Origin of the sequence: Streptomyces sp. NPDC048106 (assembly GCF_040706415.1) — a bacterium.
Lineage (GTDB): Bacteria > Actinomycetota > Actinomycetes > Streptomycetales > Streptomycetaceae > Streptomyces.
The window spans coordinates 1-12746 of the sequence record NZ_JBEZND010000064.1; the positions used below are offsets into that span (position 1 = coordinate 1).

Annotated in this window: 11 protein-coding genes; 8 read left to right on the top strand and 3 right to left on the bottom strand. The window is 73.2% G+C overall.

From position 1 onward, the window contains the following. Positions 1 to 89: 89 nt before the first annotated feature. Positions 90 to 872: a TIGR03943 family protein gene (locus AB0927_RS38430; RefSeq protein ID WP_366672495.1), complete on the bottom strand. Its 783-nt coding sequence runs from the start codon at positions 870 to 872 to the stop codon at positions 90 to 92. After that, positions 869 to 1912, bottom strand: coding sequence for a permease (locus AB0927_RS38435; protein WP_366672496.1), 1044 nt, complete (start codon positions 1910 to 1912; stop codon positions 869 to 871). Before AB0927_RS38435 ends, AB0927_RS38430 begins: the two co-directional genes overlap by 4 nt. A 215-nt stretch (positions 1913 to 2127) precedes the next feature. Here AB0927_RS38435 and AB0927_RS38440 point away from each other — a divergent pair, with 215 nt between their 5' ends. From AB0927_RS38440 to AB0927_RS38450, 3 genes are all read left to right on the top strand, one after another. Further along, complete coding sequence (locus AB0927_RS38440; protein WP_366672497.1) at positions 2128 to 2973, top strand: serine hydrolase; 846 nt, start codon at positions 2128 to 2130, stop codon at positions 2971 to 2973. Positions 2974 to 3065: 92 nt separating this feature from the next. Beyond that, positions 3066 to 3479 (top strand): SRPBCC family protein, encoded by a 414-nt coding sequence (locus AB0927_RS38445; RefSeq protein ID WP_366672498.1) that lies wholly within the window; start codon positions 3066 to 3068, stop codon positions 3477 to 3479. Positions 3480 to 3642: 163 nt separating this feature from the next. Then, entirely contained in the window at positions 3643 to 4959 is a 1317-nt protein-coding gene (locus AB0927_RS38450) for a hypothetical protein (protein WP_366672499.1), read from the top strand. Positions 4960 to 4993: 34 nt separating this feature from the next. On the opposite strand, the gene AB0927_RS38455 is transcribed toward AB0927_RS38450, so the two are convergent. Further along, on the bottom strand, positions 4994 to 6508 hold the full coding sequence (locus AB0927_RS38455) for a hypothetical protein (protein ID WP_366672501.1): 1515 nt from the start codon (positions 6506 to 6508) through the stop codon (positions 4994 to 4996). Positions 6509 to 7075: 567 nt separating this feature from the next. Here AB0927_RS38455 and AB0927_RS38460 point away from each other — a divergent pair. The 5 genes from AB0927_RS38460 to AB0927_RS38480 all read left to right on the top strand — a co-directional run bounded on the left by AB0927_RS38460 (position 7076) and on the right by AB0927_RS38480 (position 12736). Continuing rightward, complete coding sequence (locus AB0927_RS38460; protein WP_366672502.1) at positions 7076 to 8653, top strand: hypothetical protein; 1578 nt, start codon at positions 7076 to 7078, stop codon at positions 8651 to 8653. Further along, the gene (locus AB0927_RS38465; protein WP_366672503.1) at positions 8650 to 9723 is read left to right on the top strand and encodes a hydrogenase expression protein HypE; all 1074 of its coding nucleotides are present in this window, start codon (positions 8650 to 8652) and stop codon (positions 9721 to 9723) included. The genes AB0927_RS38460 and AB0927_RS38465 overlap by 4 nt, the downstream gene beginning before the upstream one ends. Positions 9724 to 9787: 64 nt before the next feature. After that, on the top strand, positions 9788 to 11581 hold the full coding sequence (locus AB0927_RS38470) for a nickel-dependent hydrogenase large subunit (protein WP_366672504.1): 1794 nt from the start codon (positions 9788 to 9790) through the stop codon (positions 11579 to 11581). Continuing rightward, entirely contained in the window at positions 11574 to 12143 is a 570-nt protein-coding gene (locus AB0927_RS38475) for a NifU family protein (protein WP_366672505.1), read from the top strand. The genes AB0927_RS38470 and AB0927_RS38475 overlap by 8 nt, the downstream gene beginning before the upstream one ends. Next, a complete protein-coding gene (locus tag AB0927_RS38480) occupies positions 12140 to 12736 on the top strand; it encodes a DUF5947 family protein (RefSeq protein WP_366672506.1) in 597 nt (198 codons plus the stop codon). The genes AB0927_RS38475 and AB0927_RS38480 overlap by 4 nt, the downstream gene beginning before the upstream one ends. The last annotated feature ends 10 nt before the right edge of the window (positions 12737 to 12746 follow it).

Sequence of the window (12746 nt, forward strand, 5' to 3'; positions counted from 1 at the left end):
TCCGCCTTGCATCTCGACGCACCAGACCCCGCTCACCTGGGTCAAAACCGTGCCGTGACTTCCCTCCACCAAGATCCGCCGGACACCCCCTAGCCCGGGGTGAGCGGGAGGTCGTCGGTGTAGGCGTTGACCGGCCGGGCGATCGGTGTGGTCCGCTGGGCGTCGAGCGCGGCCGGCGCTGATCTCGTGCCGAGGGTGCCGGCCGGGTGCCAGGTGCCCGTGACCGCGAGCCAGGTGTCGGCGGGGGGTGCCTCGGAGCCGCGGACGCGCACCTTGACGGTCTGCGAGTCGGCGGCGCAGCAGGTGAAGACGATGCGGGTCAGGTACCAGCCGTCGCCCGCCGCGTCCGGCGTGACGAAGCCGGTCAGGCGGACGGTGCGGCCCTGGATGGCGCGGCTGCGGTCCTGCTGGACGCGCCGGGTGAAGTCCGTGAGGGTCAGCGGCAGCGGGGAGGTGGCGGGCAGGGGACCGAAGGTCTTCTTCTGCGTGGCGAGCGGTCCGGTGCCGGCGCGGGCGGCGGTGTAGGCGCCGAGGGCCGGCGGGGCGAAGAACAGGAGGCTCAGCGCGGGGAGGAGGAGCAGCCAGGCGATCCCCGGGGTGCGGGAGTGGTCGTGGCCGTCGTGCGCGTGCCCTTCCTGGCCCCCGTGCGCGTGCCCGTCGCGGCTGTCGTGGCCGTCGTGCGCGTGTCCCTTGCTCCCGGTCCGGGAGAAGGCCGCCGTGATCCCCAGCAGGAGGAGGGCGACGCCGGAGGCGATGAGGACGGGGCGCAGTCCGGGCTTGACGTAGCGCAGGTACGTGTCGGTGAACAGGGTGATGTGCAGCAGGCCGAGGCCGGTCAGCTTCAGCAGCAGGCTCGGTAGGAGGCGTCTCACAGCAGGACCCCTCCGACCAGGGCACTGGCGGCGACGGCCACGACCGTGGTCGCCGCGCAGAACCGCCAGGCGAAGGCGCGGCCGAACGTGCCCGCCTGGAGGGCGATCAGCTTCAGGTCGACCATGGGCCCGACCACCATGAACGCGAGCCGGGCGGTCGGCGAGAACCCGGTCAGCGAGGCGGCGACGAACGCGTCGGCCTCCGAGCAGACCGCCAGCAGGACCGCGAGGCCGGCCAGGAAGAACACCGAGAGCCAGGGCGTGCCGGAGAAGACGTCGAGGACGGCGCGCGGCACGACGGCGTTGAAGGTCGCGGCGGCCATGGCCCCGAGCACCAGGAAGCCGCCGGCCTGGAGGAAGTCGTGCTGGAAGCCGGCCCGGAACTCCTGCCAGCGGCTGTGGCCGGGCGCGTGTCCGGTGGACCGGCCGCGCAGGGCGGGGCGCAGCCACTTCTCGTCGCCCCGCCAGAGCCACAGCCAGCCCATCACCGCCGCCGTGCCGAGGGAGGCGAGCAGGCGGGCGGCGACCATCGCGGGGTCGCCCGGGAAGGCGACGGCGGTGGCGGTGAGCACCACCGGGTTGATGGCGGGCGCGGACAGCAGAAAGGCGAAGGCGGCGGCCGGGGTGACGCCCCGGCGGATCAGGCTGCCGGCGACCGGGACGGAGGCGCACTCGCAGCCCGGCAGCACCGCTCCGGCGACGCCCGCGACCGGCACGGCGAGCGCGGCCCGCTTCGGCAGCACCCGGGCGAACAGGTCGGCGGGCACGAAGGCGTTGATCGCGCCGGACAGCACGGTGCCGAGCACGAGGAACGGGAGCGCCTGGACGGTGATGGCCAGACAGACGGTGCGCCAGGCGCCCACGGCGGGCTGGTCCAGCCACCGCGTGCCGCCGAGGAGGAGTACGGCGCCCGCGCCCGCCGCGAGCAGGGCGGCCGCGCCGAGCGGCCAGGGCCGGGCGCGGCGCACGGGCGGATACGGAGGGGCGGGGGCGACCGCCACGCTCTCCCCCGCGGCAACCAGTTCATCCGTTTTTTCCATGGTCACTCCGGATGTCGGTGTCCGGCCGACGATATGCGAGGGCCGGGGCCGGGCCGCGGATACACGCCGCCGCGGCGACGGCCGTGCACCGCATGGCCTCCCTCCGCAGCCCCTCGACGGCCCCTCGGTGGCTCTTCTCACAATTCGGGCGAAACGGGGGTCGAAGTGACGGCAGCCACTTCGCTCGGGGCGGGTTTTGTCTACGTTCGGTAGTCATGTCCTCGTACCCGCGCCGCACGGCCGGCGTCCTTCTGGCGTCGGTGACCGCCCTGCTCGCCGCCGGCATACCGGCGGCGTCCGCCGCCACGCCCACCCCGAAGCCCTCGGCCCCGAAGCCCTCCACCTCGAAGGCCCCGGCCTCGAAGGCCCCGGCTCCGAAGGCCCCCGCCCCGGCTCCCGATCCGCACGCCACCGTGGCCGTCCTCGACCTCGACGCGGGCGGCACCGCCCCCGTCGTCCAGGGCGAGGACCGCGCCTACGACACCGCGAGCATCGTCAAGGTCGACATCCTCGCCGCGCTGCTGCTCAAGGCCCAGGACGAGCACCGCGGCCTGACCGACGAGGAGCGCGGCCACGCCGAACCGATGATCCGGCGCAGCGACAACGCCTCGGCGGACGCCCTGTGGAAGGAGATCGGCCGGGCCCCCGGTCTCGCCGCGGCCAACAAGCGCCTCGGGCTGACCTCGACCACGGGCGGCCCGGACGGCAGGTGGGGGCTGACCAGGACGACCGCGAGCGATCAGATACGGCTGCTGCGCGCGGTCTTCGACGACAGCGCCGCGTCCCCCCTCACCTCCGGGTCCCGCGCCTACGTCCGCACCTTGATGAGCGAGGTGCTCCCCGAGCAGTCCTGGGGCGTCTCCGCGGTGAACGCCGCCGGCACCGAGCTGAAGAACGGCTGGCTCCAGCGCAGCACCACGGGTCTGTGGGACGTCAACAGCATCGGCGAGGTCACCCTCGGCGGGCACCGCTGCCTCGTCGCCGTCCTCTCCGACGGCAGCGCCTCCATGGACGACGGGGTCTCCCTGGTGGAGCACACCGCCCGAACGGCCGTGGCCTGACGCTCGGGCGGGACGGGACGGGGCGCTTTTCGTCCGCCGCCAAACGGGCACGCGGCGGGGGTACGAATCCCGACCGGAGGGGCGACGCGATCATGTCCGAGTACGAGCGTTCCCGCACGATGCCCGCCCAGCCCGAGCAGGTCTTCGACCAGGCGGCCAACGTCACCCAACTGGACACCTGGCTCCCCAACGCCCTGCACGTGGCCCCCGAGGAGCCGCCCGCCGTCACCGTGCACGAGGCCGGTTCCGACCAGGACACCCCCGCCCTGTTGCGGGCCCGGCCCGACCAGATGCGCCTGGAGTGGGGCACCCGCGAGCAGGGCGAGTACGCGGGCTGGCTCCAGGTGGCGGGCATCGGCAGCGGCGCCAGCGAGGTGACCGTCCACCTGTCCTTCTTCGACGACCGCCACGACCCGGGCGAACGCGCGGCCGAAGAGGCCCTGGAGGGCAGCCTGCGCCGCCTGGAGGAGCAGGTGCGCCTGCGCACGGACAACCCGGCCGGCTGAGACTCCCGGGAGGGCGCGGACAAGGGCGGGGTGCGGGTGCGCGGCGGATCCGGAGCGATCTCTCGTACAACCGTTCCGATGGTACGAACGTCTCACGGAGTGGGGAACTCACGTTCTCTTCCCGGCAGTTCGTCCGCCACCGTCGCTCCAGTCAGAGGATTCCATGCCCTTCAGCCCTCCCGGCCCCCGTACCGTGCGCCAGACCGCGGGCGCGTTCGGCGCCGTTGCCCTGATCGCGCTGTGCGCCGCGCCGGCCGCAGCCGCCGACGACCCCGCCACCGGCCTGGCGCTGGGCACCATCGCGCCGTTCGACCAGGTGAAGCCGGGCAGCGAGCTGCAACTGTCGCCCACCTTCACCAACACGGGCACCGCGGCGCTCGACAAGGTCTGGCTGTCGTACTCCGTCACCCGCGGGCTGAACCAGACCAAGGTCCCGTCCAACTGCCTGCGTTCCACGGTCGGTTCGACCGACGAGGAGCCGGCCCGCACGCAGGTGGTGTGCGAGTTCGACCAGCCGGTGCGGCCGGGTGCCGTCTACGCCCCGGAGCGGCCGCTGACCCTGAAGGCCCTGGACCGCGCCCTGTACGACCGGATCGAGGTGACGGTCGATTCCTCGGCCCCGGCCCCGGCCGACGGCGCCTCCGCCCCGGTGCGCGGCACGGCCGCCGTGCTGAAGCTGGCCGAGCGGCCCGACGAGCCCGCGCCGGCCGGCGCCACGGGGAGCGCGGACATCGCGGTGACCGCCGACAACACGGCCGACTTCCAGGTGAGCGGCGCCCAGTTGCGGGGAAGGACCGGGGACACGGTCACGCTGCGGGTGAAGTTCGCCAACGCCGGGCCCGCCTGGGTGCTGCCGCAGCCGGGTCAGCGCGCGGCCCACGTCCTGGTCACACTGCCCGAGGGCACCTCGGCGGCCACGCCCGACGCCCTGTGCACGAACACCGGGGCCGAGTCGTACGCGTGCGGCACCGGCGCGCCCTGGGTGAACGAGCACGGCGCGAAGACGTACACCTTCAAGGTGAGGATAGACAAGGCGGTGCCCGGCGCCCGGGGCTATGTGGAACTCGGCTCGGATCCCCGGCCGTTCGACCACGACAAGGCGAACGACACCGCCCGTATCACGCTCGACGTCACCGACGGCACCGGCACCACGGGCGGCGGCTCGACCGGAGACGGCGGCTCGAAGGACGGCGGCGACTCGACCGGCGGCACCGACTCGACGTCCACGGGCGGCACCGGCAAGGGCACGACCGGCGGTTCCACCACGACGGGCGGCACCACCGGCACCACGACCGGCACCGGCACCACCTCCGGCACCACCGGCGACCTCTCCACCGGCGGATCCGGCACCACCGGCGGAAGCCTCGCGAGCACCGGCGCGGGACCGGCGCTGCCCCTCGCGGGCGCCGCGGGCGCGGCCGTGCTCGCCGGCACGGGCGTGCTGGTGGCGGTGCGCCGCCGGGGCAGCCGCGAGGACTGACACCTCCGCTCGGCCTGACCGGCGGCGACGCCGGTCAGGTCCCCGAGCCGAAGCTCTGCGTCGTGTACGCGCACTCGGTGTAGATGTACCCCGGGCGCAGCTTGGCGGTGTCGGAGCCCGCGGTCGTCGCCCGGCCGCCGTCCGACTTGTGCACGAAGTACGTGGTGCCGACGGGGAGCCGGAGGGTGCGCTGCGGATAGTCCTTGCCGCCATGGCAGGGCTTGAAGGTGGACATCAGCGTGTCGGCGAGCAGGTACGACCGGCAGCTACCGCAGCCCTTCAGGGTGAAGCTGCCGGTGACCGGGCCGGTGTACAGGACGGTGACCTCGTCCGGGCTGTCGTTCTTCACCGTGACGGAGATGCTGCCGCCGGAGGCGGTGGTGGGCAGTTTCTTGCCGGCCGCGGGGATGGTCTGGGCGACCTCGGCGGCGATGGCGATCTTCTGGGCGCGCGCCCGGTTCTTGTGGTGCGGGTGCCCGGCGACGAACGTGTCCATGGTCTGCTGGGCGCCGGCGAAGTCGCCGCTCTTGTACTCCTGGAGGCCGCAGTCGTACGCGCCGTCGTCGCCGCTCCGCCCGGCCCGGGACGCGGCGGACGCGAGCCCGCCGTCGATGTCGCCCGCGGACTTCTTCAGGTCGCCGATCCTGGTGTCGAGCTGCCGCAGCTCCTCGACCGCCGCGCAGGCCCCGGAGCCGCCGACGTCCTTCTGCGCCTTCCGCACGGCCGCGTCGACGGCGGGGACCACCTTGGTCGTCTGCGGGGAGTGCGGGAAGGTTTTCATCAGGTCGCCGAAGCGGCTGACCCAGCCCTCGTCGCCCGAGGTCAGGCCCTGTGAGCCGCACTCGTACAGCGAGGTCGCGAGCCGGTCGTCGGGCCAGTCGGCCAGCGTGCCGACGGTGGCCCCGGGCAGGTCACCGGGCACCGTGCGCAGATAGGTCAGCGGGGCCACGGCGGTGCAGTAGTCCCGGCTGTCGTAAGGGGCGGCGACCTTGGTGTAGTAGGTGCGCAGGCTGGCGGGGACCTTGCGGGCGGCGCGGGAGCCGGGGTGGTGGACGACGAGGTCGCGGTAGACCCCGAGGACCCGACGGTAGTCCGGCTCGGCGGTGCCGAAGGACTTGCCCGCGTCCGCCGTCACCAGGTGGTCGGCGCTCGTCAGGCGGTCCAGGAGGGCCTGCTGGACGGCCTCGTCGCGCGCGTCCTGGTACCAGAGCGCGCCGCCGGCCGGTACGGCGAGCAGGACCAGGCCCAGCAGCAGCGCGAGGGGCGTGCGGCCGGGCCAGACGAGGCGGGTGTGCAGTGCGGTGCGGGCGCCGTGGGCGGCCGCCAGCAGCAGGAGGGCGGCGTAGCCGGCCAGCAGGGCGCCCGGAGCGCCGTCGGCGTCCGCGGGCAGGACGATGACCAGCAGGATCGCGGTCGCCACCCAGCAGGCGACCGTGAGGAGCCGGCGGCGCAGGAGCGCGTAGCCGAGGCCGAGTCCGCTGAGGTTGAGCAGGGCGACGGCGACGGCCCGCCCGGCGTCCGGGGGCGCGGGCGGCGGACTCGCGGGCATGGGCGGCACACCGAATCCCTGACCCGGACCGTACGGCCACGGCCCCCCGGGCCCGCCCGGTCCCCCGAACTGCCCGGGTCCCCCGGGTTCCCCCGGCCCACCGAACTGCCCAGGCCCCCCGGATTCCCCGGATCCCCCGAACTGTCCAGGCCCCCCGGACTCCCCGGATCCCCCGAATTGACCCGGTCCTCCGGGTCCTCCGGGTCCTCCGAATTCGCCGGGTCTGCCGGGGCCTTCAGGGCCCCCGAAACCTCCGGACATGACGACTCCCCCCGCATCCGACAATCCCACATATGAGCGGACACCGATTCTAACGGTCCTCTCACCCTTCGGAGACCTCAACTGCGGCCTCATCAAGGGAACTTGGCCCCGCTGCATGCCCCCTTCACCCGCCGGTCCGGGCCGCCGGGACCCGTCACCCGCCGGACCCCGCGCCCGCCGGACCCCGTTCCGGCCGGCCCGTATCGCCTGACCGGCCCAATGCGGGTGCGTCGGAGGGGCGGGGAGCGGGGAGCGGTGTGACCGTGGTGGGAGGAATCCCCGGATGGCCAGTGACGAGGAGGCGGGATGCCGGACGAGGTCGGCGCGAGCGGGCCGCTGCGCACGGACGATGCCGACGCGGGGCACGTCGGGGCCTTCGAGCGGCTGGGCGCCGTCGCGGACGCCGTGCTGTACGAGGGCTATCTGCTCTACCCGTACCGCCGGTCCTCCGCCAAGAACCGCGTCCGCTGGCAGTTCGGGGTGCTGCTGCCCCGTGAGTGGGTGGAGCGCTACGGTCCGGTGACGCCCGGCGTCTCCGGCTCCGCGGACTCCTGGTACCAGCGGACCGAGTGCCTGGTGCGCGTCCTGCGGGACGACGCGGTCCTGCGGCTGCGGGTGCGGTACCTCCAGATGCTGCACAAGCAGGTGGAGGCCGCGGACGGAACCCCGGTGGAGTCCCTGCGCACGCACGACGGCGCCACGCACCTGTCCTTCGACGAGGCGATCGCGCGCGAGACCGAGGTGACGGTGCCGCTCGCCGAACTGGTGGACGGCGCTCGTACCCTCGACGTCGGCGCGCCCGCCGGAACCGAGTACGAGCCGCTGCCCGCGGAGGCCGGACGGATCGTACGGCGGCACCGGGAGCTGCGGGCCGCGACCACGGTCGCCGCCGAGCCGCTCGCGCCGGGGCTGTACCGGCTGCGGGTGCGCACCGAGAACACGGGCGAGCCGGCCGACCCGGGGGCCTGCCGGAACGAGGCCCTGCGGGACGCGCTGATCGCCACGCACACGGTCATCGGCGGCGAGGGGCTGGAGTTCGCCTCGCTGATCGATCCGCCCGCGGCACTGGCCGCGCAGGCGCGCGGTTGCCAGAACGCGTTCACCTTCCCCGTCCTCGGCGGCGAGCTCCCCGAGCCGGCCGGCGGTGACGGCGAGAGCGGCCCGGTGCTGCTGTCCGCGCCGATCATCCTCCCGGACCATCCGCAGGTGGCCCCGGAGAGTCCGGGCGATCTGCACGACGCGGCGGAGATCGACGAGATCCTGACGCTGCGCACCATGCTGCTGACCGACGAGGAGAAGGCGGAGGCACGGGCCACCGACCCACGGGCCGCGCGGATCCTCGACCGGGTCGACACCATGCCCCGCGAGGTCTTCGAACGCCTGCACGGCGCGATCCGCTCGCTGACTCCCGCGCACCCGACGGGCTCCCCGGCACCGGCACCGAACCCGTCCGCCCCGACCGCCGCCAAGGCCCCCGCCCCGGCTCCGGCTCCGTCCCCGGGCGGCCCGGTGCCCCGGCGTCCCGCCTGGTGGCGGGAGGGCGGCGGCGAGGGGTCCGCGCCGGCGACCGACACCGTGCTCGTGGCCGGAGTGCCCGTCGGCGCCGGCAGTGCGGTGCGGCTGCGGCCGCGCCCGCGCGGTGCCGACGCCCAGGACATGTTCCTGGCCGGCCGGTCCGCCACCGTCTCCGGGATCTTCCACGACGTGGACGGCGGCACCCGGCTGGCCGTGACCGTGGACGACGATCCCGCCGCCGAACTGCACGACTGGTACGGCCGATTCCACTACTTCCGGCCCGACGAGGTCGAACCCCTCGCAACCACGGGCACCCCGGCCGCCCCCGGCCGGGACCACGACCGACTGCGACGGAGGCCGCAGAGATGACCACACAGAGCGGTACCACCGAGGCCCACGCCGGCGCCCGCGAGGGCTTCGAGGAGATCACCATCCTGTGGATCTCCGAGGGCATGAGCTGCGACGGCGACACCGTCTCGCTGACCGCCGCCGGACAGCCGTCCATCGAGGACGTGGTGCTCGGCCTCATCCCGGGCCTGCCGAAGGTGAACCTCGTCAACAAGGTCCTCTCCCCGAGCCTGGGCGGCGAGGACTTCCTGGCGCCCTACCGCAAGGCGGCCCGCGGCGAACTGGAGCCGTTCATCCTGGTCATCGAGGGCTCGATCCCGAACCAGAACATCATCGAGGGCGACGGCTACTGGACGTCGTTCGGCAACGACCCGGCGACCGGCCAGCCGCACACCCTGAACTGGTGGATCGACCAACTCGCGCCCAAGGCCTGGGCGGTGGTCGCGGCCGGCACCTGCGCCACGTTCGGCGGCATCCACGCCATGGCCGGCAACCCGACCGGCTGCATGGGCCTCGCGGACTACCTGGGCTGGGAGTTCAAGGCCCGCTCCGGGCTGCCGGTGGTCAACGTGCCCGGCTGTCCCATCCAGCCGGAGAACTTCATGGAGACCCTGGTGTGGGTGCTCCAGCACGCCGCCGGGAACGCGCCGCCGCCGCCGCTGGACCACATGCTGCGTCCCCAGTGGCTGTTCGGGAAGACCGTGCACGAGGGCTGCGACCGGGCCGCGTACTACGAGCAGGCCGACTTCGCCAAGGACTACAACTCCCCCAAGTGCCAGGTGAAGGTCGGCTGCTGGGGCCCGGTCGTCAACTGCAACGTGCCGAAGCGGGGCTGGATGGCCGGCATCGGCGGCTGCCCGAACGTCGGCGGCATCTGCATCGGCTGCACCATGCCCAGCTTCCCCGACGCCTTCATGCCGTTCATGGACGAGCCCCCGGGCGGCACGCTGTCGTCGCTGGCGATCAAGCCGTACGGGGCGGTCATCCGCCGGCTGCGCGGGCTGACCAACGACATGGTGAACCACGAGCCCCGCTGGCGGCACAACAAGCAGAAACTGACCAGCGGTTACGACCCGCACTGGCGCGCGTGACGCCGTACTCCCGCACTCCCCCATCCGCTCCACCCGACCCGAACAGCGAGGGAAATCACCGCAGATGACCACCACCGACTCGCGGGCGTCAGGACGCAAACCCGCCCAGCTCGTGGACATGTCCTGGGACCCGATCACCCGGATCATCGGCAACCTGGGTATCTACACGAAGATCGACTTCGCCAACCGTGAGGTCGTGGAGTGCCACAGCACCTCGTCGCTGTTCCGCGGCTACTCGGTGTTCATGAAGGGCAAGGACCCGCGCGACGCCGGGTTCATCACCTCACGGATCTGCGGCATCTGCGGCGACAACCACACCACCTGCTCCAACTACGCCCAGCAGATGGCCTACGGCGTCAAACCGCCGAAGCTGGCCGAGCACATCACCAACCTGGGCGAGGCGGCGGAGTACATCTTCGACCACACGATCTTCCAGGACAACCTGGTCTTCGTGGACTTCTGCGAGGCGATGGTCAAGGCCACCAACCCCGGGGTGCTGGCCCGCGCCGAGCGCACCGACGCGCCCCGCGGGGACGTGCACGGCTACCGCACCATCGCCGAGATCATGAAGGCCTTCAACCCCTTCGAGGGCGAGGTCTACAAGGAGGCGCTGAAGGTCAGCCGGATCACCCGGGAGATGTTCTGCCTGATGGAGGGGCGCCATGTGCACCCCTCCACGCTCTACCCGGGCGGCGTCGGCACGATGCCGCAGCCGAGCGTCTTCACGGACTACCTCAGCCGGCTCATGCGCGTCATCGACTTCGTCAAGAAGGCGGTGGCGATGAACGACGACGTCTTCGACTTCTTCTACGAGGCGCTGCCCGGCTACGAGGAGGTCGGCAAACGCCGTGTCCTGCTGGGCTGTTGGGGCGCCTTCCAGAACCCGGACGTGGTCGACTACCGCTACGCCACGATGAACGAGTGGGGCCGGGCGATGTACGTCACCCCGGGCGTCATCGTGGACGGCAAACTGGTCACCAACAACCTGATCGACATCAACCTCGGGCTGCGCGTCATGCTGGGCAGCTCCTACTACGAGGACTGGGTGAACGAGGAGCCGTTCGTCACCCACGACCCGCTGGGCAACCCCGTCGACATGCGCCACCCGTGGAACCAGACCACGGTGCCGGTACCGCAGAAGCGGGACTTCGAGGGCAACTACAGCTGGGTGATGAGCCCGCGCTGGTACCACCCGGACACCGGCGAACACCTCGCCCTGGACACCGGCGGCGGCCCGCTCGCCCGGCTGTGGTCGACCGCGCTGAGCGGCCTGGTCGACACGCCGTACGTCAAGGCCACCGGGGGCAGCATCCGGATCACCCTGCCCAAGGGCGAGAAGCTGCCGGAGACCACCCTGGAGTGGCGCATCCCGAAGTGGAGCAACACCCTCGAACGCGACCGCGCCCGGCCGTACTTCATCGCCTACGCCGCCGCGATGGCCCTCCAGTTCCTGGAGGAGGCCATGGGAATGCTGCGCAGCGGCGACACCAAGGTCTTCGAGAACTTCGAGGTGCCCGACGAGTCGATCGGCTGCGGCTTCCACGAGGCGGTGCGCGGGGTCCTCTCCCACCACCTGGTGATCCGCGACAAGAAGATCGCCAACTACCACCCGTACCCGCCGACCCCGTGGAACGCCAGCCCCCGCGACATCTACGGCACGCCGGGCCCGTACGAGGACGCGGTGCAGGGCCAGCCGGTCTTCGAGGAGAACGGCCCCGACGACTTCAAGGGCGTCGACATCATGCGCACGGTGCGCAGCTTCGACCCCTGCCTGCCGTGCGGGGTGCACATGTACATGGGCAAGGGCAAGACCCTGACCACCGTGCACTCGCCGACGTACGGGGCCGGCCATGGCTGATCCGGCCGGGCGCCTTTCGGATCCGGCGGTGGAGGCCCGGCTCGCGCGGCTGGACGAGGTGCTGGCCGGCCTGGAGAGCACACCCGGCCCGGCCCTGGAGGCGGTGCGGCTGCTGACCGAGGTCTACGGCGAGGGCCTCGCCCGGGTCCTGGACGGCGCGGACGAGCGGCTGGGGGCGCGGCTGGCCGGTGACGAGCTGGTCGGGCATCTCATGGTGCTGCACGGGATCCACCCGCTGCCCCTGGCCGACCGGGCCGCCCGCGCGGTGGAGCTGCTGCGGCCCGCGGTGCGCGAGCGCGGCGGCGACCTGGAGTGGGCCGGGGTCGAGGGCGAGGTCGCGCGGGTGCGTCTCGACTCCGGCGGCTCGGGGGGCGGCTGCGGCGGCGGCTGCGGGGGCGGCTCCGCGGACATCGCCGCGGCGGTCCGGGACGCGGTGCTGGCCGTCGCACCCGAGCTGACCGACGTGGAGATCGTGCCGGGCGGCGAGGAGCGCGGGCCGGCCCCCGCTTTCGTGCCGCTGGACACGGTCAGGCGCCGGCCCGTGCCGCAGGAGGCGGGGTGAGCGCGGACGGAGCGCTCGCCCGGGTCATCCGCTCCGCCGCCGACCGCGCGGCCGCGGCCGGGGCGGAGACCTGCGAGCTGTGCGCGGCCCGGGTCGCGGACGAGCACCCGCATCTGTACGACACCGGGGCCGCCGAGGTGCGCTGTGTGTGCGGCCCCTGCTCGGTGCTGTTCGCGGACGGCTCGGCGGGCGAGGGCCGCTACCGGCTGGTGCCCCGGCGCCGGGTGCGGCTCCCACCGGTCGACACGGCGGTGCTGGGGGTCCCGGTCGGGCTGGTGTTCTTCGTGCCGCGCTCCGACGGCACGGTCACCGCGCAGGGCCCGAGCCCGGCCGGGGCGATGCGCTGGGAGGTGGACGCGGCGGCCTGGCGGCGGCTGGCCGCCGGGGTTCCGCTGCTGGCGTCCATGGCCCCGGATGTGGAGGCGCTGCTGGTGAACACCGTGCGGGGCCTTTCGGAGCACTGGGTCGTGCCGGTCGACGACTGTTTCCGGATGACGGCGCTGGTCCGCCGCGAGTGGCGGGGCCTCTCCGGTGGCGGGCGGGTCTGGCCGGCCGTAGAACGGTTCTTCAGGGACCTCACCGAACGGTCGTAGGACCGGGAAG

Coding starts and splice junctions, on each gene's coding strand:
- AB0927_RS38435 (WP_366672496.1), bottom strand. CDS start 1,912: ATGGAAAAAACGGATGAACTGGTTGCCGCGGGGGAGAGCGTGGCGGTC.
- AB0927_RS38440 (WP_366672497.1), top strand. CDS start 2,128: ATGTCCTCGTACCCGCGCCGCACGGCCGGCGTCCTTCTGGCGTCGGTG.
- AB0927_RS38445 (WP_366672498.1), top strand. CDS start 3,066: ATGTCCGAGTACGAGCGTTCCCGCACGATGCCCGCCCAGCCCGAGCAG.
- AB0927_RS38450 (WP_366672499.1), top strand. CDS start 3,643: ATGCCCTTCAGCCCTCCCGGCCCCCGTACCGTGCGCCAGACCGCGGGC.
- AB0927_RS38455 (WP_366672501.1), bottom strand. CDS start 6,508: ATGCCCGCGAGTCCGCCGCCCGCGCCCCCGGACGCCGGGCGGGCCGTC.
- AB0927_RS38460 (WP_366672502.1), top strand. CDS start 7,076: ATGCCGGACGAGGTCGGCGCGAGCGGGCCGCTGCGCACGGACGATGCC.
- AB0927_RS38465 (WP_366672503.1), top strand. CDS start 8,650: ATGACCACACAGAGCGGTACCACCGAGGCCCACGCCGGCGCCCGCGAG.
- AB0927_RS38470 (WP_366672504.1), top strand. CDS start 9,788: ATGACCACCACCGACTCGCGGGCGTCAGGACGCAAACCCGCCCAGCTC.
- AB0927_RS38475 (WP_366672505.1), top strand. CDS start 11,574: ATGGCTGATCCGGCCGGGCGCCTTTCGGATCCGGCGGTGGAGGCCCGG.